Annotated in this window: 22 protein-coding genes; 18 read left to right on the plus strand and 4 right to left on the minus strand. The window is 66.5% G+C overall.

What is annotated here, in order from left to right:
* The first annotated feature begins 66 nt into the window (after positions 1–66).
* The 9 genes from E3T61_RS14015 (at position 67) to E3T61_RS14055 (ending at position 9,108) form a co-directional block, all read left to right on the plus strand.
* The gene (locus E3T61_RS14015) at positions 67–1,248 is read left to right on the plus strand and encodes a 4-hydroxybenzoate 3-monooxygenase (protein ID WP_134641464.1); all 1,182 of its coding nucleotides are present in this window, start codon (positions 67–69) and stop codon (positions 1,246–1,248) included.
* 40 nt (positions 1,249–1,288) lie between these two features.
* Positions 1,289–2,107 (plus strand): IclR family transcriptional regulator, encoded by an 819-nt coding sequence (locus E3T61_RS14020; RefSeq protein ID WP_134641465.1) that lies wholly within the window; start codon positions 1,289–1,291, stop codon positions 2,105–2,107.
* A gap of 163 nt (positions 2,108–2,270) precedes the next feature.
* Positions 2,271–3,080, plus strand: a complete 810-nt coding sequence (gene pcaH / locus E3T61_RS14025) for a protocatechuate 3,4-dioxygenase subunit beta (RefSeq protein ID WP_241992577.1) — start codon at positions 2,271–2,273, stop codon at positions 3,078–3,080.
* Positions 3,073–3,687 (plus strand): protocatechuate 3,4-dioxygenase subunit alpha, encoded by a 615-nt coding sequence (pcaG, locus tag E3T61_RS14030; RefSeq protein ID WP_134641467.1) that lies wholly within the window; start codon positions 3,073–3,075, stop codon positions 3,685–3,687. The genes pcaH and pcaG overlap by 8 nt, the downstream gene beginning before the upstream one ends.
* A gap of 7 nt (positions 3,688–3,694) precedes the next feature.
* Entirely contained in the window at positions 3,695–5,164 is a 1,470-nt protein-coding gene (locus E3T61_RS14035; protein ID WP_166793241.1) for a lyase family protein, read from the plus strand.
* The gene (gene pcaDC, locus E3T61_RS22595) at positions 5,164–6,396 is read left to right on the plus strand and encodes a bifunctional 3-oxoadipate enol-lactonase/4-carboxymuconolactone decarboxylase PcaDC (protein ID WP_134641469.1); all 1,233 of its coding nucleotides are present in this window, start codon (positions 5,164–5,166) and stop codon (positions 6,394–6,396) included. Before E3T61_RS14035 ends, pcaDC begins: the two co-directional genes overlap by 1 nt.
* An 11-nt stretch (positions 6,397–6,407) precedes the next feature.
* Positions 6,408–7,205, plus strand: coding sequence for a CoA transferase subunit A (locus tag E3T61_RS14045; protein WP_134641470.1), 798 nt, complete (start codon positions 6,408–6,410; stop codon positions 7,203–7,205).
* A complete protein-coding gene (locus tag E3T61_RS14050; protein WP_134641471.1) occupies positions 7,205–7,894 on the plus strand; it encodes a 3-oxoacid CoA-transferase subunit B in 690 nt (229 codons plus the stop codon). The genes E3T61_RS14045 and E3T61_RS14050 overlap by 1 nt, the downstream gene beginning before the upstream one ends.
* Positions 7,891–9,108 carry an acetyl-CoA C-acetyltransferase gene (locus tag E3T61_RS14055; protein WP_241992578.1) on the plus strand — a complete coding sequence of 406 codons (1,218 nt, stop codon included), beginning with the start codon at positions 7,891–7,893 and terminating at the stop codon, positions 9,106–9,108. Before E3T61_RS14050 ends, E3T61_RS14055 begins: the two co-directional genes overlap by 4 nt.
* 35 nt (positions 9,109–9,143) lie before the next feature.
* On the opposite strand, the gene bsh is transcribed toward E3T61_RS14055, so the two are convergent.
* Complete coding sequence (gene bsh, locus E3T61_RS14060; RefSeq protein WP_134641472.1) at positions 9,144–10,091, minus strand: choloylglycine hydrolase; 948 nt, start codon at positions 10,089–10,091, stop codon at positions 9,144–9,146.
* Positions 10,092–10,277: 186 nt separating this feature from the next.
* On the minus strand, positions 10,278–12,179 hold the full coding sequence (locus E3T61_RS14065; protein WP_134641473.1) for an ABC transporter ATP-binding protein: 1,902 nt from the start codon (positions 12,177–12,179) through the stop codon (positions 10,278–10,280).
* Positions 12,180–12,509: 330 nt separating this feature from the next.
* Here E3T61_RS14065 and E3T61_RS14070 point away from each other — a divergent pair, with 330 nt between their 5' ends.
* Positions 12,510–13,073 carry a hypothetical protein gene (locus tag E3T61_RS14070; protein WP_134641474.1) on the plus strand — a complete coding sequence of 188 codons (564 nt, stop codon included), beginning with the start codon at positions 12,510–12,512 and terminating at the stop codon, positions 13,071–13,073.
* A 28-nt stretch (positions 13,074–13,101) separates the two neighbouring features.
* Here E3T61_RS14070 and E3T61_RS14075 read toward each other — a convergent pair whose 3' ends face one another.
* Positions 13,102–13,695 (minus strand): TetR/AcrR family transcriptional regulator, encoded by a 594-nt coding sequence (locus E3T61_RS14075; RefSeq protein ID WP_134641475.1) that lies wholly within the window; start codon positions 13,693–13,695, stop codon positions 13,102–13,104.
* Positions 13,696–13,789: 94 nt separating this feature from the next.
* On the opposite strand from E3T61_RS14075, the gene E3T61_RS14080 reads away from it, so the two are divergent.
* The 3 genes from E3T61_RS14080 to E3T61_RS14090 all read left to right on the plus strand — a co-directional run bounded on the left by E3T61_RS14080 (position 13,790) and on the right by E3T61_RS14090 (position 17,805).
* The gene (locus E3T61_RS14080) at positions 13,790–14,929 is read left to right on the plus strand and encodes a zinc-binding alcohol dehydrogenase family protein (RefSeq protein ID WP_134641476.1); all 1,140 of its coding nucleotides are present in this window, start codon (positions 13,790–13,792) and stop codon (positions 14,927–14,929) included.
* A 260-nt stretch (positions 14,930–15,189) separates the two neighbouring features.
* Positions 15,190–16,359 carry a low temperature requirement protein A gene (locus E3T61_RS14085; protein ID WP_255455694.1) on the plus strand — a complete coding sequence of 390 codons (1,170 nt, stop codon included), beginning with the start codon at positions 15,190–15,192 and terminating at the stop codon, positions 16,357–16,359.
* 210 nt (positions 16,360–16,569) lie between these two features.
* The gene (locus tag E3T61_RS14090; protein ID WP_134641478.1) at positions 16,570–17,805 is read left to right on the plus strand and encodes a low temperature requirement protein A; all 1,236 of its coding nucleotides are present in this window, start codon (positions 16,570–16,572) and stop codon (positions 17,803–17,805) included.
* A gap of 99 nt (positions 17,806–17,904) precedes the next feature.
* Here E3T61_RS14090 and E3T61_RS14095 read toward each other — a convergent pair whose 3' ends face one another.
* Entirely contained in the window at positions 17,905–18,600 is a 696-nt protein-coding gene (locus E3T61_RS14095; protein ID WP_134641479.1) for a TetR/AcrR family transcriptional regulator C-terminal domain-containing protein, read from the minus strand.
* A 98-nt stretch (positions 18,601–18,698) separates the two neighbouring features.
* Here E3T61_RS14095 and E3T61_RS14100 point away from each other — a divergent pair, with 98 nt between their 5' ends.
* From E3T61_RS14100 to E3T61_RS14120, 5 genes are all read left to right on the plus strand, one after another.
* Complete coding sequence (locus E3T61_RS14100) at positions 18,699–19,166, plus strand: DUF6326 family protein (protein WP_134641816.1); 468 nt, start codon at positions 18,699–18,701, stop codon at positions 19,164–19,166.
* A gap of 82 nt (positions 19,167–19,248) precedes the next feature.
* Positions 19,249–19,947 (plus strand): hypothetical protein, encoded by a 699-nt coding sequence (locus tag E3T61_RS14105; RefSeq protein ID WP_134641480.1) that lies wholly within the window; start codon positions 19,249–19,251, stop codon positions 19,945–19,947.
* Positions 19,948–20,006: 59 nt separating this feature from the next.
* Positions 20,007–20,627, plus strand: a complete 621-nt coding sequence (locus E3T61_RS14110; RefSeq protein ID WP_166793244.1) for a DUF2306 domain-containing protein — start codon at positions 20,007–20,009, stop codon at positions 20,625–20,627.
* 133 nt (positions 20,628–20,760) lie between these two features.
* Positions 20,761–21,282, plus strand: coding sequence for an RNA polymerase sigma factor (locus tag E3T61_RS14115; RefSeq protein WP_134641482.1), 522 nt, complete (start codon positions 20,761–20,763; stop codon positions 21,280–21,282).
* Positions 21,283–21,351: 69 nt separating this feature from the next.
* Positions 21,352–22,647 carry a hypothetical protein gene (locus E3T61_RS14120; protein ID WP_134641483.1) on the plus strand — a complete coding sequence of 432 codons (1,296 nt, stop codon included), beginning with the start codon at positions 21,352–21,354 and terminating at the stop codon, positions 22,645–22,647.
* Positions 22,648–22,649 lie beyond the last annotated feature (2 nt).

Genomic DNA, 22,649 nt, shown 5'->3' on the forward strand with positions numbered 1-22,649 from the left:
CGACATCGTCGCAGTATCGGGCCCGCACACTGATGCCTCCACCTGTCATCGTCGCTAGGAGAGCCCGTGTCCCCAGAAACCACACCCGTTGCCATCATCGGTGCCGGCCCCGCCGGTCTCCTACTCAGCTGGGCGCTGCGCGACGCCGGCATCAACTCGATCGTCGTGGAGAACCGCTCCCAGGAATACGTGCTCGCCCGCATCCGTGCCGGCGTGCTCGAGCAGGGCTCGGTCGAATATCTCACCCGGCTCGGCCTCGGCGATCGCCTGAAGGTCGAGGGCATGGAGCACGACGGCATCTACCTGCAATACGGCGGAGAGCGCCACCGGGTCGATTTCAACGACCTGATCGGCCGCACCGTCACCGTCTACGGCCAGCAGCAGGTTGTGAAAGACCTGGTCGCGGCGCACGAGGGCGCCGGCTCCACCATCTATTACGAGGCGACGGATGTCGCGGTGCACGACCTCGAATCGGCCACGCCGAGCGTCACCTTCGTGTATGACGGCGAGCAGCACACACTCGCGGCCGACTTCGTGGTCGGCGCCGACGGATTCCACGGCATCTGCCGGGCCTCGATTCCGGCGTCGGCCTTGACGCTGTTCGACCGCAGCTACCCGTTTGCCTGGCTTGGTATTCTCGCCGACGTTGCCCCATCGACCGACGAGTTGATCTACGCGCTGCACGAAGACGGCTTCGCCATGCACTCCATGCGATCACCGGAGGTCTCCCGCCTCTACCTGCAGGTCGACCCAGGCGACGACATCGCCAACTGGTCGGACGAACGCATCTGGCAGGCGCTCCAGACCCGCCTCGGCGTTGCCGGCTGGACCCTTGCCGAGGGTGCGATCACCGACAAGTCGATCACACCGATGCGCAGTTTCGTCGCCTCCACCCTCGCCCATGGCAGCTTGTTCCTGGTCGGCGACGCCGGCCACATCGTGCCGCCGACGGGCGCCAAAGGCCTGAACTCCGCCATCTCCGATGTCACCCAGCTCGCCGAGGCGCTTACGGCCCACTACAAGAACGACGACGCGCTGCTCGGCCGGTACAGCGAGACGGCGCTTGCCCGCCAGTGGCGAGTACAGCAGTTCTCACGCTGGATGACCGACATGCTGCACCGCAGTCCCGGCGACCTGCAGTCAGACCGATTCGACTACCGCAGCCAGGTCGGCCAGCTCGACTACGTCACACACTCGGCTTTTGCGCAGCGGATGCTCGCCGAGCAATACACGGGACTGCGGCTCTGACACCCGTCGGATAGCATGAGCCACGACGGGGAGAGGTGGTATGGCAGGGAAGCCGGCGCGACGCGCGACAGGCGGTGCCGCGCTGCCGCCGGAAGACGCCCGCACGCTGCCCGCCCGGCTGTTCGCCATCCTCGACGCCTTCACCCGCCCCGCGCCGGCGGTGTCGTTGAGTCTCACCGCCATTTCCGAGCGCTCTGGCATTCCGCTGTCAACGACACACCGCCTCGTGGGCGAATGGGTGACCTGGGGAGGCCTCACCAGGCAGGCCGACGGTCGTTATACCCTGGGCCTGCGCCTATGGGAACTGGGCATGCAGACTCCCACCACCCGCACCCTGCGCACGATCGCTCTGCCCTACCTGGAGGACCTCTACGAGGCCACCCGCGAACACGTGCACCTGGCCATTCTTGACGGCCATGACGCTCTCTACCTCGAGAAGCTCTCCGGCCACCGACCGGTTCACGTGATCTCCAGGGTGGGCGGGCGCCTGCCGCTGCACTCCACCGGCGTCGGCCTCGTGCTGCTGGCCCACGCGCCGAACGACGTGATCCACGAGTACCTGTCGCAGGCCTTGCAGCGCTTTCTTCCGGGCACCATCACAGAGCCCGAGGAACTGCGCCGTCGGCTTGCGGGCATTCGCACCCTCGGGATCGCGGTCATGTCAGAGGAGATGACGGCAGGCTCGAGCTCGATCGCCGCCCCGATCCGTGACCGCACGGGCATGGTGGTGGCGGCCGTCTCTGTCGTCACGCGCACCACGGCGGGCGTCGAACACGACCACGAACAGGCCGTGCAGGCCGCGGCACAGGGGATCAGCCGGGCCCTCGGCTATCGCCGCGCCGTGGCCGCTCGCGGCTGAGCGGCCGCTCTGTCGTGATCGGAGCGTGTGATCCTGGAGCAATTTTGCTCACTCTGCACTTCCACTGACTGACAGACTTCCACTGAGTGAAAGTTTTGCCCCGGCGCTCATCCCACTGGATCACACTCGACACATCCACCTGTCACCGTTGCTAGGAGAATCCGTGCCCCACGACACCCTTCCGGCCCCTGCGCGGGGCTCCGGTCAGGAATCTCAGGATTCTGTGACGGCCGAGATCCGAGCCATCGAAGCGGATGCCGCCCGACGCGTGCAGCAGGGCGGCTCGCCCGAGCTGCACCCTCGCCGGGACTACCCGCCGTACCGCAGCTCGCTGCTGCGCCACCCCACCCATGAGCTGGTTCGTGTCGACCCTGAAGAGGTCGAGCGCGTCTCGCCTGCCTTCGGCCACACCGACGTGAACGTGCTGGAGAGCGACCTCACGATTCAGCACGTGGGGGAGCCGCTCGGCGAACGCATGACCGTGAGCGGTCGGGTTCTCGACGGTGAGGGCCGCCCGGTGAGGCACCAGCTCGTCGAGCTGTGGCAGGCGAACGCCGGCGGCCGCTATGTGCACAAGCGCGACCAGCATCCGGCCCCGCTCGACCCCAATTTCACCGGCGTCGGCCGGGTCATCACCGGTGACAACGGCGAGTACAAGTTCACCACGATCAAGCCAGGCGCGTACCCGTGGAAGAACCACGTGAACGCCTGGCGGCCGGCGCACATCCACTTCTCGTTGTTCGGGAACGCGTTCACGCAGCGGCTCATCACCCAGATGTATTTTCCGGGCGATCCCCTTTTCGCTCTCGACCCGATCTACCAGTCGATCGCCGACCCGGCCGCCCGGGCCAGGCTTGTGGGAACCTACGACCACGACCTCAGCGTGTCGGAGTGGTCGATCGGCTACAACTGGGACATTGTGCTCACCGGCCCGAAGGCCACCTGGATGGAAGGCGAAGACGCCCATGACTGACCTGCTCCCCAGCGAGACACGCGCGACAGGGCCCGCAATCGGTACCCCAGCGTCCGGCATCTTCGTGCAGACCCCGTCGCAGACCGTCGGCCCGTTCTACGGCTACGCGCTGCCCTACGACAAGGGCCCCGAGCTTGTGCCGGGCCACCACCCGCATGCCATCCGCCTGCACGGCACTGTCACCGACGGTGCGGGGGAGCCGGTGATCGATGCCCTGCTCGAAATCTGGCAAGCCGACGGAGAGGGCGCCCTCAGCAGCGAGCTCGGCAGCCTCGACCGGGACGGCTTCACGTTCACCGGCTTCGGCCGCGCCGCCACCACGATGGCCGGCCACTACACGTTCACCACCGTCAAGCCCGGCCCGGTCGCGGGCCACGCCCCCTACGTTCTCGTCACTATTTTCGCCCGGGGCCTCACCCACCACCTGTTCACCCGTGTCTATTTCGAAGCGGATACCGCCCTTCTCGCCACTGACACCGTGCTGGCCCAGGTGCCCGCCGACCGCCGCAGCACCCTCATCAGCGTGCAGGACGGACCGGCCTCGTACCGATTCGACATTCGCCTGCAGGGCGAGGGCGAAACCGTCTTTCTCGACTTCGATGCCTGAAACCGGCGTGGACACTGAATCGTGGGGTTGGCCCACCATCGACGCCGGGCTGCTGAACCCGCTCGGCCACGGCAGCCGCGAGGCACAGCTCACGAGCGACGCCGCCTGGCTGCAAGCCCTGGTCGACGCCGAGCTCGCCCTCACCCGCGCACTCATCGACGCCGAGCTCGTGCCAACGTGGATGACCGCCGTCTGTGACGAACTCGCGAACGCGGCACACCTCGACCTCGCCGCGATCGCCGCCCAGGGTCGCGGCGGCGGCAACCCCGTCATCCCGCTCGTGAAGCACCTCGGTGTCGCCGCGGAGGCCGTTCGGGCCGGGGCGTCCGACCACATCCACGTGGGCGCCACGAGCCAGGACATCCTCGACACGGCGGCCATGCTGGTCGCGCACCGGGTGACGGCCGAAATCACGACCCAGCTCACCGACCTGACGAAAACGCTCGCGCTCCTCGCCGACGAGCACCGCGACACGATCATGGCCGGACGCACCCTGGGCCAGCAAGCCTCACCGACCAGTTTCGGCTTTCTGGCTGCCGGCTGGCTAGACGCGGTGCTAGCCGTGCTCCGTCGCCTCGACGAGGTGCACAACGCACTACCCGCGCAGCTGGGCGGAGCGGTCGGAAACCTCGCCGTGCTCACCGAGATCGCCCGGGCTCGACGGACCGGCACGCCCGCCCAGCACACGGTCGACGAGGTGGTGCAGGGTTACGCCCGGCACCTGGGCCTGGTCGCACCGCCTCTCAGCTGGCACACGAACCGACTTTCGATTGCAGAACTGGCCGGCGTTCTCGCATCCGCTGCCGGCGTCGCCGGCGCCTTCGCCCTCGACGTGAGCGTGCTCTCGCGCACCGAAATCGGCGAGGTCAGCGAGCGCCTCGGAGCGGGGGAGGGCGGGTCGTCCGCGATGCCCCACAAACGCAACCCGGTCTCGGCCGTGCTCGTTGTGGGCGCCGCCCGGCAGGCACCGGCACTCGTCTCGACGCTCTTGGGCAGCGTTCTGGCCGAAGACCAGCGGCCCAGCGGCGCCTGGCACGCGGAGTGGAAACCCCTGCGAACTCTCGAAGGCCTCGCGGTGTCCGCCGTGACCGGAGCCGCGTCGCTCGCCGCCCGCCTCGACGTCGACTCCGATCGCATGCGCGCCAACCTCGAGGTCACCGACGGCCTCATCTTCAGCGAACGCGTCACGACGATCCTGGCCGAAGCCCTCGGCAAGACGGCCGCGTTCGACGTTGTGCAGCGCGCCTCCCGCGAGGCGTTCGAGACCAACCGTCCGCTGCAGATCGTGCTCGGCGGAGTGCTGGCTTCCGACGGCCGCGACGACGCGCTGCTCTCCCGAATTTGGACTGCTTTCACCGCTACCGCCACCGCCGACCTGGGCCAGTCCTCGGCCGGCATCGACCGGGTTCTCGCCCGTTACCGCGGCCAGTGCGTTGAAGCGGATGCCGCCCCCGACCCGATAAGGACCGCCCGCTGATGTCAGTTCCCACCACCACCCTCGCCACCACCAGCGTCCCGACCCTGATCGGAACCGTCACCCCCGTGCGCGGCCGGGCCCCCGCCCCACCCCTCGTGGTCCTAGGCCCGTCGCTCGGAACCACCACCTCGCTGTGGAACGGCGTCGTCGGCCCGCTGGCTGCAACCTCGCGCGTGCTGCGCTTCGACCTGCCGGGGCACGGAGCCAGCCCGGCCGCCTCGCACCCGTTCACCGTCGCGCAGCTGGCCGACGCCGTGATCGCCCTCGTCGACTCGGTCGGCGGCGGCGGCTTCCACTACGCCGGCGTCTCGCTCGGCGGGGCGGTCGGCCTCGAGCTGGCCCTGCGGCACCCCGACCGGCTGCTGAGCCTCGCCGTGATCTGCTCCGCCCCCAAGATCGGCACCCCTGAGGGCTGGCACGAGCGTGCCGCCCAGATTCGCGGCAGCGGCACCCCGAGCGTGGTCGTGGGCAGCGCCGAGCGCTGGTTCGCGCCCGGGTTTCTCGAGCGTGACCCGAGCGCCGGCTCGGCTGCGCTCAACGAGCTGAGCGCCATCAACGACGAGTCCTACGCGCTGTGCTGTGAGGCCCTCGCTGGCTACGACGTGACGGATGCCCTCGACGGCATCCGCACACGGACGCTGTGCGTGTCGGGGGAGTTCGATATCGCAACCCCAACCCGGCTGCTTGTTGACCTGGCAGCGGCGATTCCCGGTGCGCGCCACGAGGTCATCGCGGGTGCCGCCCACCTGCCGGCCCTGGAACGCCCGGCCGAGGTGGCCGTGCTGCTGCAGGCGCTGTTCGCTGGGCCGAGCCCGACGGCAGGATCGGCGCGCACCGCGGCATCCGCTTACGCCGATGGCATGACCGTGCGCCGGGAAGTGCTCGGCGACGCCCACGTCGACCGAGCGACGGCGGCGATTACCCCCGAAACCGCTGACTTTCAGGACTTTCTCACCCGGTACGCGTGGGGCGAGATCTGGACCCGCCCGGGCCTGGACCGACGCACCCGCAGCTTTCTCACGATCGCGGCGCTCGTGACCGGCGGCCACGAAGGCGAACTCGCGATGCATGTGCGGGCCGCGCTGACCAACGGGCTCAGCCGTGCCGAGATCAGCGAAGCCATTCTGCACACCGCGATCTACGCCGGTGTGCCCGCCGCGAACGCCGCGTTCACCATCGCCCGCGATACCTTCGCGGGGCTCGACGCCGAGCCCACCAACCCCGCAAACTAAGGACCCGTTCGATGGATAAGACGTACTCTTCGGCCGCATCCGCTGTCGCCGACATACCCGACGGCGCCTCGCTCGCCGTCGGCGGGTTCGGGCTGGTCGGCGTGCCGATCGTGCTCATTCGCGCGCTGCTCGCCGAGGGAACCACCGACCTGCACGTGGTGAGCAACAACTGCGGGGTTGACGGCTGGGGCCTCGGCGAACTGCTGCGAGAAGGCCGCATCAGCCGGGTCATCGCCTCATATCTAGGGGAGAACAAAGACTTCGCCCGCCGTTACCTCGGCGGCGAACTCGAGGTCGAGCTCACCCCCCAGGGCACCCTCGCCGAGCGGATGCGCGCCGGCGGCAGCGGAATCCCGGCCTTCTTCACGGCGAGCGGCGTGGGCACGATGGTCGCCGACGGCGGCCTGCCCTGGCGGTACGGGCCAGACGGCGAGGTGACGGTGTCGAGTCCGCCGAAGGAGACCCGGCTGATCGGGTCGCTCGGCTCTGAGAAGGAGTACGTGCTCGAAGAGGCCATCGTTACCGACTACGCCTTCGTGCGCGCCGCGAAGGGCGACCGGCACGGCAACCTGGTCTTTGAGAAGTCGGCGCGCAATTTCAACCCGGTCGCGGGTATGGCCGGTCGCATCACGATCGCCGAGGTTGACGAGTTGGTCGAGCCAGGGCAGATCGATCCGGACGAGGTGCATCTGGCCGGCATCTACGTGAACCGCATCGTGCAGCTTGGGGCAGCGGATGCCGCCGATCTCCCGATCGAGAAGACCACCACCCGGCAGCGCCCGGAAACTACCCCGAACGGATCGAACTGATGGCCCTCACCCGTAACCAGATGGCGGCCCGCGCCGCGCAGGACCTCGCCCCTGACTCGTACGTGAACCTCGGAATCGGGCTGCCGACCCTCATCCCGAACCTTCTGCCGGAGGGGGTGCACGTGGTGCTGCACTCCGAAAACGGGGTGCTCGGTGTCGGCGCCTATCCGTGGGAGGGCGAGGAAGACCCGAAGCTCATCAACGCCGGCAAGGAGACCGTCACGGTCAATCCGGGCGCCGCGTATTTCGATTCGGCGCAGAGCTTTGGCATGATCCGGGGCGGCCTGATCGATGTCGCAGTACTGGGGGCGATGCAGGTGAGTGTGGCCGGGGATATCGCGAACTGGGCGGTGCCGGGCAAGATGATCAAGGGCATGGGCGGAGCGATGGACCTCGTGCACGGCGCCGATACCGTGATCGTGGTGATGGAACACGTCACCAAGACCGGCGAGCACAAGATCAAAACGGTCTGCGACCTGCCGCTCACCGGCAAAGCCGTGGTCACTCGCATCATCACCGACCTTGCCGTGATCGATATCACTCCAGACGGTCTCGTGCTGCGCGAGCTGGCGCCGGGCGTCACGGTCGATCAGGTGCGGGCCGCGACCGAGGCACCCCTGGTGGTGCCGGTCCCGCCCTTGACCATCAAAACCATGCTTGACGAGGCCACCGTGGGAGCGGCCGCATGACCGCGATGCGCGAGGTCGTCATCTGCGAACCGCTGCGCACCCCGATCGGCCGGTTCGGCGGCGCCTTCAAGACGGTCGCGCCGGCCGACCTCGCAGCGGCGGTCATCGCAGCGCTGATCGAGCGCACCGGCCTCGACGGCGCGCTCGTGGACGACGTGATCTTCGGCCAGGCCTATCCCACGGCCGAGGCAGCCCCGGTTGCCCGTGTTGCCGCCCTCAACGCGGGCCTGCCGGTCACGGTCGGCGGGGTGCAGGTCGACCGCCGCTGCGGCAGCGGCCTGCAGGCCGTGCTCGACGCCGCCATGCAGGTGCAGACCGGCGTCAGCGACCTCGCCATCGCCGGCGGTGTCGACGTCATGAGCCAGGCCCCGTTCTACACGGTCGATTCCCGCTGGGGCGTCGGCGGAACCGCGGGAATGTTGCTGCGCGACGCCCTCGGCCGCGGCCGCGAAACCGCCGGCGGGCGCCGGTTCCCGGTTCCCGGCGGCATGCTCGAAACCGCCGAAAACCTGCGCCGCGACTACGGCATCGATCGGGTCGAGCAAGATGAACTCGCAGTCGAGTCGCAGCGCCGCGCCCTCGCATCCGCTGCCGCGGGCCGCTTCACCGACGAAATCGTGCCCGTCACCGTGCCCGGTCGCAAGGGCCCCACCGTCGTCTCGGTCGACGAAACCCCGCGCGAGACCACTGTCGAGGCCCTCGCCGCCCTGAAGCCGATCCTCGGCAAAGCGGATGCCGCCGCCACCGTCACCGCCGGAAACGCGAGCGGGCAGAACGACGCGGCCGCCGCGTGCATCGTGACCACCCCGGAACGTGCCGCCGAGCTCGGGCTCACCCCGCTCGTGCGACTGCGGTCCTGGGCGCGCGCCGGGGTCGAGCCCTCGCGCATGGGCCTCGGACCGGTTCCCGCGACGAAGCTAGCACTCGAACGCGCCGGGCTGACCCTGGCCGACATCGACCTGATCGAGCTCAACGAGGCCTTCGCCGCGCAGGTGCTCGCCGTGACTCGCGAATGGAAGTTCACCGAGAAAGACTTGGAGCGCACGAACGTGAACGGCTCCGGCATTTCGCTGGGCCACCCGGTCGGCGCGACGGGCATGCGCATCCTCGCCACCGCCGCCCGACACCTGCACCGCACCGACGGTCGGTTCCTTCTCGAAACCATGTGCATCGGAGGCGGCCAGGGCCTCGCCGCCATTTGGGAGCGCGTTTGACGCTCGGCTGAGACCCAAGTTTGCAACCGATTTGCTCAGAGGACGATCACTTCGGCACCGCCGGGCCGGTGGTCGACCAGCGTGACGCTGCGGATCGTGGGGTCGTCGTAGCTGTTCCAGTAGTAGCTCGCCGTGCGCGACGAGAAGAGCCCCGTGTAGATGGTCTTCTCGAACTGGCCCGAGCCCATCTCTGCTGCGCCATCCACCATGGCTACCTGCTGCAGGGTGTGGAAGGCACGGCTCACGTTCTCCTCTTCGCTTGCCTTGTCGGGGTAATGCGCGTTGACGTAGGCCGCGCGCACGAACCGCGACGGCGAGTAGTAGTCGCCGGGAATCCCACGCATGTACGACCCCGAGCCGAATGGGCTCAGGCGCGCACGGCCGAGCGCGCTCTCCTCGGGGAACGCGGGCGAGGTGTTCAGGTAGTTGCGCAGGTTCTCATGGTGCCAGGCGAAGCCGGGTTGGTTCGCCAGGACGTCGACGTCGTCGTCGAAGACGCGCAGGCCGTCAGCCGTGTACTCCACGACGATTGCCCGCGTCGCGTCGCCGATGATCCAGTGCAGAAGGGAGCTCGGGTACTTCTCGTTGATCGGCCGGTCGACGATCACCACGTCGCTGAGTGCCGCCTCGGCGTCGTCGACGCTGTTGAACTGCGAGGCAACCCAGAGCGGGAACTCGAACGCGGCGACGTTAATGGCGCCATCGACGGGCGCCGACGCATACTGGGCGTATCCGGGGAAGTTCAGCCCCGCGACCGCGAGACCGGCGGCGTTGCCGCAGTCGAAGTACAGGGGCGTGCCCTCTTCCACGATGCCCATACCGATGACGGCGTAGCGGATGCCAGCTACTGCACCGAACGGCGACGGGGCAGCGAAACCGGTGGGCGTGATGACGACTCGTTCACCGTACCCGGACGTCCAATCGAGATTGCGCGCCAGGTACAAATGGCCGCTTCCGTCGGAGAATCTGATCGCTGTGCACATGGGATGTCCTTCCCGCGCGATCCGCGCACGTCGCGGTGCCGCACCACAGCTAGTCTGCTCCCCGCGCCATTTGAACGCCAGAGTCGTTGGTCTGTGGTTCGTCCATCCGTCCCGACCTAACCTCGTCGCGAGTCCGGGGTCGCGGGCGGTACAAAACTGTCTGGGCATGGGTACCGAGCTCAGCGACTAAATCCCGCTCAGCGCTTCCTCATCGGCCGCAACATTCTTCTGCACGGCGAACTGGGTCCGGTGCAATTCCTCGTACCGCCCGCCCATGGCCAACAGCTCGTCGTGCGTACCGCGCTCCACGATCGAGCCATCCTCAACCACGAGGATCAGGTCCGCGCTGCGGATGGTCGAGAGGCGGTGTGCGATCACCATCGCCGTCCGTCCCTCGAGCGCCTCGCTGAGCGCCGCCTGCACGGCAGCCTCCGACGTCGAGTCCAGCGCCGCCGTCGCCTCGTCGAGGATGACGACGCGCGGCTGGGCGAGCAGGAGCCTCGCGATGGTCATCCGCTGGCGCTCACCCCCGGACAGTCGGTAGCCACGCTCGCCCACCATGGTGTCCAGCTGGTCCGGCAAGGACCGGATGAGCGGCTCGAGCCGCGCACGGCGGACGGCGTCCCACACCTCGTCGTCGGTCGCCTCCGGCCGCGCGAGGCGCAGGTTGGAGAGGATGGTCTCGTGGAACAGGTGGCCGTCTTGCGTCACCATGCCCAGGGTGTGCCGCATGGAGGCGAAAGTGACGTCGCGGACATCCGTGCCCGCGAGGCGCACGGCGCCGCTGTCGACGTCATACAGGCGCGAGAGGAGTTGCGCGATTGTGGACTTGCCGGCACCGGACGTACCAACGAGGGCGACGGTCTGCCCTGGCTCGATCCTGAAGGACACGCCGTGCAGCACCTCCTCGCCGCCGCGGGTGTCCAGAGTGGCAACCTCCTCCAGAGAGGCGAGGGACACTTTGTCCGCCGACGGGTAGGCGAAGCGGACGTTGTCGAACTCGACGGACACCTGGCCTTCGGGGACGGCTACGGCGTCGGGCTTCTCCTTGATGAGCGGGTCGAGGTCCAGCACCTCGAAGACGCGCTCGAAGCTGACCACCGCGCTCATGATCTCCACCCGTGCATTTGCGAGGCTGGTCAGCGGCGCGTAGAGGCGGGTGAGGAGGAGCGCCAGCGTGACCACGTCACCGGTATTCAGCTGGCCGGCGAGTGCGAGGGAGCCGCCGAGCCCGTACACGAGCGCGAGGGCGAGAGCGGAGACGAGCATCAGTGCGGTGAAGAAGACGAACTGCAGCATCGCGGTGCGCACCCCGATGTCGCGCACGCGGGCGGCGCGCACGCGGAACTCCTCGGCCTCCTCGTCGGGTCGGCCGAACAGCTTGACGAGGGTGGCGCCGGGCGCCGAGAAGCGCTCGGTCATCTGTGTGCTCATGGCGGAGTTGTGATCGGCGGCCTCGCGGCGGAGCGCTGCGAGGCGGCTGCCCATGCGGCGCGCGGGAATCAGGAAGATGGGGAGCATGATGACGGCGAGAACCGTCACGAGCCAGGAGGTGCTGAGCATGACGATCAGGGTGAGGATCAGCGCCACGAGGTTCGTGACCACGCCGGACAGCGTGCCGCTGAAGGCCTGCTGAGCGCCGATCACATCGTTGTTGAGGCGGCTCACGAGGGCGCCCGTCCGCGTGCGGGTGAAGAACGCGATCGGCATCTTCTGCACGTGGTTGAAGACGGCGGTGCGGAGGTCGAGGATGACGCCTTCGCCGATCCGCGCCGAGTACCAGCGCGTCACGAGTGATACGCCGGCGTCGGCCACGGCCACGAGGGCGATGACGGCGGCGAGCCAAACGATTGTGCTGACCGCGCCCTGGGCGACGATGACGTCGACCACCTGGCCGGCGAGGACCGGCGTCGCGACCGCGAGGAAAGCTCCCACGGTGGAGAGGGTGATGAAGATCAGCAGCTGGGACCGGTAGGGCACCGCGAACGTCAGGATCCGCCGAACGGACTCACGGGAGAACCCGTGTTTGCCGTCCCTGGCGGTAGAGATCTTGTACAGCGAGCTCCAGGCCGCGCCTTCCATGCTCATTGAGGTTCCTTCCGTGGGCAGAAGGCCAAGCTTAGATGGCGGCTAGCCCGAGCTTGGGTTCTCACTAGCGGCGGCGAGACCGGCATTCGCCTGGTGAACAGGCAGGAGCCACCGTCCCCCGCCTCACCCGGATGCCCAGCTTCGTGATGCAATCGCAGTAGGTCCGGGCTTTCGGGAACAGAACGGATACCATAACCACAAGATCCATGGAGGGAAGAATGATCTCCGGAAGCGCCGCAGCGCAAGTCCTAGCGCTGAGGAGGGCTTCGATAGTCGATCGGTCCGGCACGTGTGAGACGCGATGAATGGTCGCGTTGGGGAGCGGAGTTTGTGATAGCGAACGAAGCAGAATATTTGATCGGCATTGCCGGCGTTGCCGCCACTTTGATCGGTGCCTTTTTGGTCGGGGTCTTCTTCTACATCGACTCTGAACAGCACCGACACCTCACCGCGTCGGTCGCCGCGGATCTCTACCTCCGGGCCGGCGTCCAATGGATATTCATAGCATTCGCGACGCCTCTGTTCGTGTCGCTCGCCTTGGTGCCTACGGAGCCCCTCTTAGGCGCGTTCGTCTTCATTTTCTTCAGCGTCATCCTGGTTATTTCAACCTTCGACACAGGGCGGCGCATAGTGGCGAGAGGAGCGTCGGGTTCCTCACTGGCCCTCTTGGTAAATCATTGGTTCTGTACCGCGGCCGTGATCGTGATCATCACCCTGCCCTGGATCCTCGGCGGGTGGGCGGCGGCACCCGAGGTCTACGTGCCCTCGATGCTGCTTCTGCTCATCACGGGGTTCTCTAGCACTGCTGCACTGGTCATGTCGCAATTCGACGCGACGATTGGGATGCCGAAAGGCACCGATCGCCGCCGAGGCAAGCGACGCCGTTCGAGCTGACCGTTCCGAGTCGCTACCGGACTGTTTCTTACTCTCGTTGCTGAAGACGCGCGGCTGGCGAGGCCGCGCCGATCGCGGTCTTCAGGTCGGTGAGAACTTTGTTCATGAGATCCGGGAACGCGGATGCCGGCGAGTCCACCCACTCTGCATAAGCAGTCCCAAAGACGGTCACGGCCGAATCGGCGACCAGTGTGGCCTCCGTACTGTGCCGGTCACGCGCCACTAAAGCCGCAGCGATCACCTGGGACAGCGAGGCCATCTTGATGAGGCTGCGCTCGTGGAGCTCCGGAGACGAAGCGATGACATCTTGGCGCAGGCGGGCCACCTCGCTGTAATTCGAGAGCGTCTGGCCGGCGCTCGTCAATGCGGATATCGCGATGTCAATGGCGGGCAGCTCGGCCTCAGACTCGAGGATGTACCGCTCGACCTGCTCCTCAAGCGCGTTCGACCCTGCGAACAGGACCTCACGCTTGTCGGCGAAATGATTAAAGAACGTTCGCTTGGTGAGCCCTGCGCGCCCGGCGATATCGGCGACCGTGACGTCCGAGTAGCCGCGCTCATGAAAGAGCGTCATGGCCGCATCCTGCAGCCTCTCGACAGTGTTGGGTTCCCAGCGGCTCACAGAGACCAGTCTGACAGGCCATTGCGCTTGGTGCAATCACATGCAAGTATTGCGAATGCACAAGGTGCAATCACTGCAATTAGGAGGCTTTCGGATGTCCGCTTCACCTACCAACCTCGCCGCGCGAATCCACAGAAAGCATGGACAGCTAGTCGTCGAATCGGCTCCGTACACCCATCCGGGTCCGGGTCAGATCGTCGTGCGCAATCACGCCGTCGCGATCAATCCTCTGGATTGGATCATTCAGGTCGAGGGTAATCTGCTGTACGGCTGGCTCAAGTACCTCACCGTCCTGGGGACCGACGTTGCGGGTGAAGTTGTTGAACTCGGCGAGGGAGTCACGAGGTTCAGCGTTGGCGACCGGGTGTTCGGCCTCGCCGTCGGCACAGACAGGGACACCAACACCGGCTCAGAAGGTGCGTTCCAGCAGTACACGATCGTGGGCGAGCGGGTGACGTCCCGGATACCCGACAGTATGAGCTTCGAGGAGGCCTCTGTGCTTCCGATGGCGGTCTCAACGGCCGCGGCCGGGCTCTTCCAAGAGGACTACCTGGGTCTCCAACTTCCCACGGCCGAGGCTCGTCCAACCGGCAAGACCGTGCTCGTGTGGGGCGGCTCAACCAGCGTCGGCAGCAACGCCATCCAGCTCGCCGTCGCCGCAGGCTACGAGGTCATCACCACGGCGTCGCCGAAGAACTTCGACTATGTGAAGTCACTGGGCGCGTCACAGGTGTTCGACTACAACAGTCCGACAGTGATCCCGGACATCGTCACTGCACTCGCCGATCGAACAGTCGCGGGCGCGGTCTCCTTCGGCACGACCGGAGCGCCCGCCTGCGTCAAGATCATGGCCAAAACCCGTGGCAAGAAGTTCGTCTCGATCGCCACGCCGCCAGTCGACTTCGCGAGCCTCGCGGATCCGGAGCGCGGCAGGCTCCAACGCGCACGTGTGACCATCCGGCTCATCGCCGCAAACATCGCACTCCAGGTCTCGGCCCGCCCGCACGGCGTCGGATTGAAGTACATCTTCGGTACGGATATCAAGAACAACAAGGTCAGCACCGCGATCTTCCGCGACTTCCTCCCCGCTGCGCTGGCCGAAGGTCGCTACACCGCAACCCCGAAGCCGACCATTGTCGGGCACGCCGTGAGCGACTTCCAGCACGCTATGGACCTCCAAAGGGCCGGCGTCTCCGCCACCAAACTGGTCGTCTTGCTCGACCAGGTCAGCTGAGCTGTCGATGCCCCCACTTCCGTGGACTGCACTCACCGCTCGTGAAAACGGACACGAGCTTGGTCGTGAACAACACGGCAAGTGGATGCGTGCCAGCAGCCATCCCGACACGTCGGTGTGAAATAGTGCTCCTCTTCCCTTGAGCCGAATGGCCCCGTATCTTGAGCGAACTTGCTGTTCATTCTCTCGGAGGGGTTGATCATGGTCTCGGTAAGTGCTGGCGCGATGCGCACGCCGACTCGGGTGTCGGGATGGGGCCGATGATTGCGGGGCCGGAAGCCCACTCGGGGCGCAGAGTCCATTGGCTCGAGCTCTTTTTCGATCTAGTGATGGTTGCGTACGTCAGTCAGATCGCACACGCCCTCCACGGCGACCCGTCATGGGTGGATGGCCTGGTGTTCTTCGCGTTCTTGGCTGCCGCGTGGTGGGCGTGGGTGAATGCGACGATCACCATGAACCTATTCGGTGTTCGCGTCACGCCGTCGATTTGGACAACCGTTTCGGTCGCGATGATCGCGCTCGGCGTCATGGCAGCGGCGGTGCCCGATGCGCTCGGCGACCGGGCAGCGGCCTTCGCAATCGGCAACGCTGCCATCAGAGTCGTGTGGGCGGTGCCGTGGTTCATGAATCGCGGCTCCAGCGGTCAGCCGTGGTGGCAACCGACGTTGTACAGCGTCGTTCCAGCGGCGCTATGGCTTGTCTCACTCGGCGTCATCCAACCCTGGCAATATGTCGTCTGGGCGATCGCCGTCGCGTTCGAGATATTTCAGCTGGCTTTCCTGGGGCCTCGAGACAAGTGGCTCAGCCAGGCTTTCGACATCGAGCACCTGTCCGAGCGCTTGGGGCTGCTCATCGTGATCGTCTTCGGCGAGTCGGTTCTGACAATCGTCGTAGAACTCGACGAGCACTGGACAGCTACCGCGGGAGTGACCGCCCTCCTGAGCTTCGCGGCCGTCTCGATGCTCGGCTGGATCTTCTTCGGTCACGGCAGCTCGGCCACAACGCTCGGCTTGCAACGCCTTCAACTGCGGGGGAGTACAGGAGGAATTCGAGACACCGTAATGTACCTGCCATTCGCACTGGTAGCCGCTATCACGATGTTCGCATCCGCATTGGGAACCGCTGTGGCCGAGGCTGGGCACAGTCTCCCGCAGGGTGCGGCAGTGTGTCTGAGCGGGGGCATCAGCTTGTTCTGCGTTGCCAGTGTCGCAGAGTCCATTCGCTTCGGCGAGCCCCTGCGCGACGTCGTGGTCTGGGCACCAGTGGGCATCGCACTGCCGTGGGTATTGCTCCCGCTCGCCGCCCACCTGCCTTCGGAAGGGGTTGTCGCGGCAGTCGTCGGGATCGTCGCGGTGCTGGTGACGCTCACTGAGATCACCACGCGACGAACGCGGATGCGGCTGCAGTACGTGGTTCAAGGCATTGCCTGAAACTCTCGCACTGCTCATCGCTGCCACTGCCGCTGTCCACTGTCGCCATTCACACAGGTACGAGAAAGTCCGTCACTGTGCTGAAACAGGACACCGACCGCCAGAGTATTCTGTTCGTGTTCTGAGCTGCCACGTTCCAGTCCGCAATTGTTCCAGTCGTCTATGTGCGATCGCCGCCAAGGTGGTCGGCGCCGATCGGAAGGATGTCGAATGACCCTGAGTCTGAATCGAAGGCGTCTTTTCCGCCCGCGGGACGAGAGTGCAGGCCAGAACCGGGTGACGTTCGTCGAGCTGTTCTTCGATCTCATCTTCGTCTTCGCCGTCACCCAGCTCTCCCACACGATCGTGGAGCACCTCAGTATCAGGGGCCTGGTCGAGGCAGCCGTCCTCCTGGTCGCGGTCTGGTGGGTGTGGATGTATACAGCCTGGGCGACGAACTGGCTCGACCCGGAGACCGGCGCGGTGCGCCTGATGCTGATTGTGCTGATGCTTCTCGGCCTCGTGCTCAGCACCTCGATCCCGGGGGCGTTCGGCGACCGGGCGCTGGGATTCGCCGTCGCCTACGTCGTGATGCAAGTCGGTCGCACGGCATTCTTGGCCTGGTGCTACCGGGCGGTCGACCGGTCCAACGCGTTGAATATCACGCGGATCACGATCTGGTTCCTTGCCTCTGCTCCGCTCTGGCTCCTGGGCGCCGTGCTCGGCGGCGACGCGCAACTCGCGCTTTGGGCGGCGGCAATTCTGCTCGAAACCGTCGGGCCGTCGGTGCGTTATTACACGCCGATTCTGGGCGCCTCACCGACATCGTCCTGGTCGGTGTCCGGAGGGCACATCGCAGAGAGAAGCGGACTGTTCATCATTCTGGCCCTCGGCGAATCTGTGCTGGTGACCGGCACCGCCTTCAGTCGCGGTGACATCAGCGCCCCCGCCGTCGGCGGGGTGCTCGCCGCGTTTGTGGGCACGATCCTGTTCTGGCTGCTGTATTTCAGCCATGACGCGGAGCACGGCTCTCGTTTCATCCGTTCGTCGGAGCTGAGCGGACCGATCGCCCGGCTCACCTATGTCTACCTGCACATCCCTATCGTTGCGGGCGTCGTGCTGAGCGCCGTCGGCGATGAACTCGTCCTCGCTCATCCTGAGGACCAGCTGAGTCCGGGTGGCCTCGTGGTTGTGGTGGGCGCCCCGGTGCTCTACCTGATCGGAAATCTGCTGTTCAAGAGGTCGGTCGGCCGCCCCTGGCTAATCTCGCATTTGGTCGGGGTCGCCGCCCTCGTGGCCGTCTATGCGGCCACCGTGACCGTACTTCCACCGCTGAGTGGCCTGGCGCTGCTATGGATCAGCATCTCCATCGTCGCGCTGGTGGTGGTCGCCGATGAAGTAAGCGCCCGTCGCGACGGTTCCAGTCGGCCGGACGGCAAACCCGAGGCCGACACGGCGACGACGTAGCAATGCGCCGCAGTGGTGCGCGCGCCCAGGTTCGTACCCTCTCGATGACTACTGCTGCGACAGCCCGGATGGCCTCCGGAGCCCACGTTCCGGAGCTCTTTACGGTTCTCGCCGGGTGCCTCGACTAGAACGCTCGCGCAGTGCGGGGCTCTCCTCAGCGGCCCGACGCTCCAAGCCCTCCAGCAGTAGCTCCAACCCGTAGTCGAACTCGTCCGCGAACGCATAACCGCCATCGCCGAACAGTTCGGCTTGCGACCGCGCAATGTGCGGATACAGCTCCGACGGCGCCGCGACCTTGGCAGCGAACGCCTCCTCGGCGCCGTCCCCCGGTTCGAACGGCAGGCTCGTCTCGGTCAGCGCGAACCCGTACACGTAGGCGTCGATGGCGGAGAACGCGTGTGTCGCGAGCGCGGCGCTGAAACCGTCGGTCATCAGGACGCCAAGTAGCCGGTCGTGGTGCTGCAGTAGCGCCGGGCCGGGGGTAGGGCGCGATTCCATCATCCCCAGCGCCCACGGATGAGCCGTGAGCACGGACCGTGCCGATCGTGCCCGGGCGGTCAGCGCCTCCCGCCAGGTATTGCCGACCTCGGGCAGCTCGATCCTCTCGAACACCCAGTCGGCGAGGTCGTCGAGAAGTGCCTCCTTGCTGGGGACGTGGTGGTAGAGCGACATCGCCTCAACGCCGATCACCTTCGCGACGCTGCGCATGCTCACGGCGGTGACACCCGCGCGGTCGGCTACTGCGGCGGCCGCGCCAATGATCCGCTCCCTGCTCAGTGGTGTGCGCTGCGTCATCTTTCCATTCTTGCGCACTTACGCCTGTAAGGCTACGCTGGGGACCGGTCCTTACAGCCGTAAGGTTCTACCTCTCGAATCGACCAAGGAGCATTATGATGAGAACGCCTCAATCCCACACCGCACTAAAGAATCCCCCGTCCCAGAGCGCGTTGGAAGATCTGCGCAAGCCCGTGCAGGCCAAGCTTGCGGCAGCCTGGGCGAGCTTCATGTTCCTCGTCATCTACGTCGACTACTTCCACCTCTACCAGCCTGGTGAAATCGACGAAATCCGGGGTGGCGTGATCTTCGAGTTCGACATCAGCGCGACATTGATGTCCATATTCTTCGTGATCATCGCGATCCCGACCCTGATGGTGCTGCTCTCCATGACGCTGCCCGCCAGGGTGAACCGCGCCACGAACCTCGTCGTTGCGTCGCTGTACATCCCCATCTGCGTGTTCAACGTGGCAGGGACCTCCTGGGACTGGGCCCTCTACTACGGCCTCACCATCGGAGTCGAGGTGCTGATCCTGGCCTTCATCCTGCGCTCCGCCTGGACCTGGCCACGCCACGTCACCGTCTGACGACCGCGATGAACATCCGAACCACAAGCCCGACCCTGCTCGACAACCCGCCGGTCATCCGGCCACAACCAAGGAGGAAGAAATGAAATCACCGACGACCACCACCACCACCACGCCAACCCGCAGCGAGTTCGCTCGAGGCCGATTCGTCGGTGCCGCGGCAATCGCTTTCGCGGTGCTGGTGGTGGTAGAGAACATGTTGTTCACGGTGACGGGCGCTCCGGGCTATGACGCTCCCATGGAGGAAGTGCTGGCCTACTACGCGGCCAACCGCGACGCGGTCGCGATCATTTCTGGTCTTGTGGCCCTGTACCTACCGCTGCTGCTGGTGTTCGTGACGGGCCTGCACGGCCTCGTGGAGCGGCGCGGGGGAGCGGGCGCCGGTTGGTCACGACTCGCCGTGGCCGCCGGCGCGACGCTGTCGGCCATCTTCGTGCTGTTCAACGTCACGCAGATCGGGCTCGCGCTCTCCGCCGACGGGCTCGCCAAGCCGACGCACGCTTTCGAGCTCGTCTGGCAGATTCACGCGGCGGCGTTCGCGCTGGCGCTGCCGATGATCGGCACCACCTGCCTCGGCGTGGCTTTCGCCGCGCACGCGAGCGGGCAGACTCGGGCGTGGCAGCGCCTGCTGGGCCTGGTGGGCGGAAGCCTGCTGCTCGCCGCGGGGCTCGGCGGTCTCGCGATCGCCGACGGCTCGGCACTGATCTTCGTCGGGCTCCTCGGGTTCGCCGCCTGGCTAGTCTGGCTGCTCGTAACCGGCGTGCGCCTCATCCGCTCGTGAAAGACATCCGTGCGAGTGCCGAGATGAAGGGAGAGCAGCAGCGCTCGAGGAGCGGATGGTTGGCAATAACCGGCCTCTTGCTGCTCAGCGCACTCCCCGTTCTCGGCGGTGTGCTTCGCCTGGGGGAGGTGGGCGCCGTCCCCGAAAGCAGACCGCCCTTGGCCTCATCGGTGGCGATAGTCGCGCACATTGTGGCGACGAGCGTGTACTGCATTCTCGGCGCGTTCCAGTTCTCTCCGGCACTGCGAATTCGGCGTGGTTGGCACCGTACCGCCGGCCGTGCACTGATCCCCGCGGGATTCCTCTCGGGACTGTCCGCCGTCTGGCTCGCGGTCTTCTTCGGTGGCCCCTCTGATGAACGCGCACTGGCGATGATCCGTCTCGTCTTCGCCGTAGCGATGACATTGTTTCTCGTGCTGGGTGCGCTCGCGATCACGCGGCGCGACTTCACTGGGCACGGCGCTTGGATGACCCGCGCCTTCGCGATCGCTGTTACCGGCGGCACTCAAGCGCTCGTCGTAGTCGTGTGGGCGATCCCGTTCGGTGAGGTCGACGTAGTCGGCGAGACCTGGCTCGTTGCCACGGGCTTCGTGATCAACAGTGTCGTGGCGGAGTTGCTCACCCGGCGACGGTCCGACCGGCTGACGCGCGGGGTGCCGGGCCATGGTGCGCTCCGATGATGACGCCGTGACCAGTGACGCGATCTCCGAAAATTCGGCGCGGTGCGTGCAAGACTTTCGGCGGAGGCGACATATTCAGTAGGTGAGCATCGCCGACCCCCCAGCCACCGCCGACATGAGTGAGAGAGCGGCGATGCCTGACAGCGCGGACCTGCCCACGACGACGGCCGATGTCGACTGGTTCACCGTGATCGTCCGAGCGCACTCGAGTGCGCTCGTGCGTTACTTCGCCCGCCGCGGGCCGCGTCAGGATGCCGAGGACCTGGCCGCTGAGGTCTTCGCGACAGCCTGGCGACGCCGTGACGACCTGCCGCGAGAGGCCGTGCTGCCTTGGCTGTATCGCACGGCGGGATTCACGCTCGCGAATTCGCGCAGGAAGCACATCGATCTTCCCGTCGACGCCGTGCCCGAGTCGCGAGTCGTGCGAGTCGATGGTGATCCGGAGTTGAACCTCCTGTTCGATGCGGAACTCCGCGGCGCGCTCGCCAGCGTGGGGGAGCGCGACCGGCAGATCCTGCTCCTACACGCGTGGGAGGGTCTCGACGGGGCCGAGCTCGCCGGCGTGCTCGGTATCTCCCGATCCGGGGCGGACGCCGCGCTGTCGCGCGCGCGCAAGCGACTCCGGGACGCCTGGGGCGAGCGGATGTCGTTCTAGGGCCTGTGCAAGATTCGGCACGCCCCGCACATATACCAGGTGAACTGAAATTCCGAAAGGCTGATCGATATGAACGACGACGACACACAACAAGACCCGGTTGCCCGGCTGCGTGCCGCCGACCCGGCGGGGGATATCGAAGCGCGTGCCGGGTTCGCCGACGAGGTTGTCGCTCGGATGACCCGCCCTGAGGCTGAACCGACGGGCGGATCGGTGCCGGTGGCCGACCTGGGCACGGAACGAGCAAGACGCCGTCCTCGCTGGCTCCCTTTCGTCGCAGTCGCGGCGTCGATCGCCATCGTGGGTGCCGCGGGATACGGGATCGGAGCGAGTTCGGGCGGGTCAATGAGTCTCGCCGATGGCGCTGCTCGGCCCATAACGCTCCAGGCCAACGGGGGCCCGGAAAGCATCGCGCAAGGCGGAATCGAGCCGTCAGTGGGCGCTGTCGCCGGTGCCGACCAGAAGATGTCTTCGTTGACCTACCCCTATGGATCCGGCCGGAACGCTTTCAGCGCGTCCGGTCTTGGCAGACAGGCGGGCACAGCCGAGGCCTACGCCTACGACCCCCGTTCGGCATCCAACGCAGACACGGTCGCCGCGCTCGCCGCGGCGCTCGGCATCGGGTCATCAGTCGAACTGCGGGACGGCAGCTGGGTCGCCGGCCCGCAGGACGGCAGCGCCCCGAGCCTGTCCGTGAGTCTCGACGGCATGCTGTCCTTCTACTTCCAGAACCCGCAGATTAGCCCGTGGCAGTGCGAAGGTGACCAGGTCTGCGAGCCGACCGGCCAGGCGCCGAGCGAAGACGCTGCGATCGGAGCGCTTCGCGCTGTCCTCGTCGCCGCCGGCCGGGACCCGGCCGCGTTCGAATTCACCTCTCAGGTGTGGGAAGGCTCTCCCACTCGAACCGCCGAGGCAAAACCGGTCATCGACGGGCAGCAACTCGACCAGGGGTGGTCGTTGGAGATGGCAGAAGATGGTGTCGTCAACGCCAACGGGGCCCTCGCCGACGTCGTCGCTCTGGGGATGTACTCGGTGGTGAGCGAGCAAGAGGGCTTCGAACGGCTCTCAGACCCGCGGTTCAGCGGAGCGGCGACGACGCTGCCGATCGCCCTCCGCGATCAGGCGACGACGATCGAGGAGTGGGTGGCACCGACGGAACCGCCTGCAACACCAGGCGCCGGCACCTCGCTCTCATGGCCGGTCAACAATGTCGAGATCGTCAGCGCACGCCTTGGCCTCACCAGTCAGTGGCAGCCGGATGGGAGCGTACTGGTCGTCCCCGCGTACGCGTTCACGGATGCCGAGGGCGGCACCTGGTCGGTTCTCGCCGTCGGGGAATCGATGCTCGACTTCCGGGCTTTCTAGAC

This window comes from Cryobacterium lactosi (assembly GCF_004403945.1).
GTDB classification, from domain to species: domain Bacteria; phylum Actinomycetota; class Actinomycetes; order Actinomycetales; family Microbacteriaceae; genus Cryobacterium; species Cryobacterium lactosi.

Excerpts from the sequence above, each read along its gene's own strand:
- E3T61_RS14020 (WP_134641465.1), top strand. The coding sequence starts at position 1,289 with ATGGCAGGGAAGCCGGCGCGACGCGCGACAGGCGGTGCCGCGCTGCCG.
- pcaG (WP_134641467.1), top strand. The coding sequence starts at position 3,073 with ATGACTGACCTGCTCCCCAGCGAGACACGCGCGACAGGGCCCGCAATC.
- pcaDC (WP_134641469.1), top strand. The coding sequence starts at position 5,164 with ATGTCAGTTCCCACCACCACCCTCGCCACCACCAGCGTCCCGACCCTG.
- E3T61_RS14045 (WP_134641470.1), top strand. The coding sequence starts at position 6,408 with ATGGATAAGACGTACTCTTCGGCCGCATCCGCTGTCGCCGACATACCC.
- E3T61_RS14050 (WP_134641471.1), top strand. The coding sequence starts at position 7,205 with ATGGCCCTCACCCGTAACCAGATGGCGGCCCGCGCCGCGCAGGACCTC.
- E3T61_RS14055 (WP_241992578.1), top strand. The coding sequence starts at position 7,891 with ATGACCGCGATGCGCGAGGTCGTCATCTGCGAACCGCTGCGCACCCCG.
- bsh (WP_134641472.1), bottom strand. The coding sequence starts at position 10,091 with ATGTGCACAGCGATCAGATTCTCCGACGGAAGCGGCCATTTGTACCTG.
- E3T61_RS14065 (WP_134641473.1), bottom strand. The coding sequence starts at position 12,179 with ATGAGCATGGAAGGCGCGGCCTGGAGCTCGCTGTACAAGATCTCTACC.
- E3T61_RS14080 (WP_134641476.1), top strand. The coding sequence starts at position 13,790 with ATGTCCGCTTCACCTACCAACCTCGCCGCGCGAATCCACAGAAAGCAT.
- E3T61_RS14085 (WP_255455694.1), top strand. The coding sequence starts at position 15,190 with ATGATTGCGGGGCCGGAAGCCCACTCGGGGCGCAGAGTCCATTGGCTC.
- E3T61_RS14090 (WP_134641478.1), top strand. The coding sequence starts at position 16,570 with ATGACCCTGAGTCTGAATCGAAGGCGTCTTTTCCGCCCGCGGGACGAG.
- E3T61_RS14095 (WP_134641479.1), bottom strand. The coding sequence starts at position 18,600 with ATGACGCAGCGCACACCACTGAGCAGGGAGCGGATCATTGGCGCGGCC.
- E3T61_RS14100 (WP_134641816.1), top strand. The coding sequence starts at position 18,699 with ATGAGAACGCCTCAATCCCACACCGCACTAAAGAATCCCCCGTCCCAG.
- E3T61_RS14105 (WP_134641480.1), top strand. The coding sequence starts at position 19,249 with ATGAAATCACCGACGACCACCACCACCACCACGCCAACCCGCAGCGAG.
- E3T61_RS14115 (WP_134641482.1), top strand. The coding sequence starts at position 20,761 with ATGCCTGACAGCGCGGACCTGCCCACGACGACGGCCGATGTCGACTGG.
- E3T61_RS14120 (WP_134641483.1), top strand. The coding sequence starts at position 21,352 with ATGAACGACGACGACACACAACAAGACCCGGTTGCCCGGCTGCGTGCC.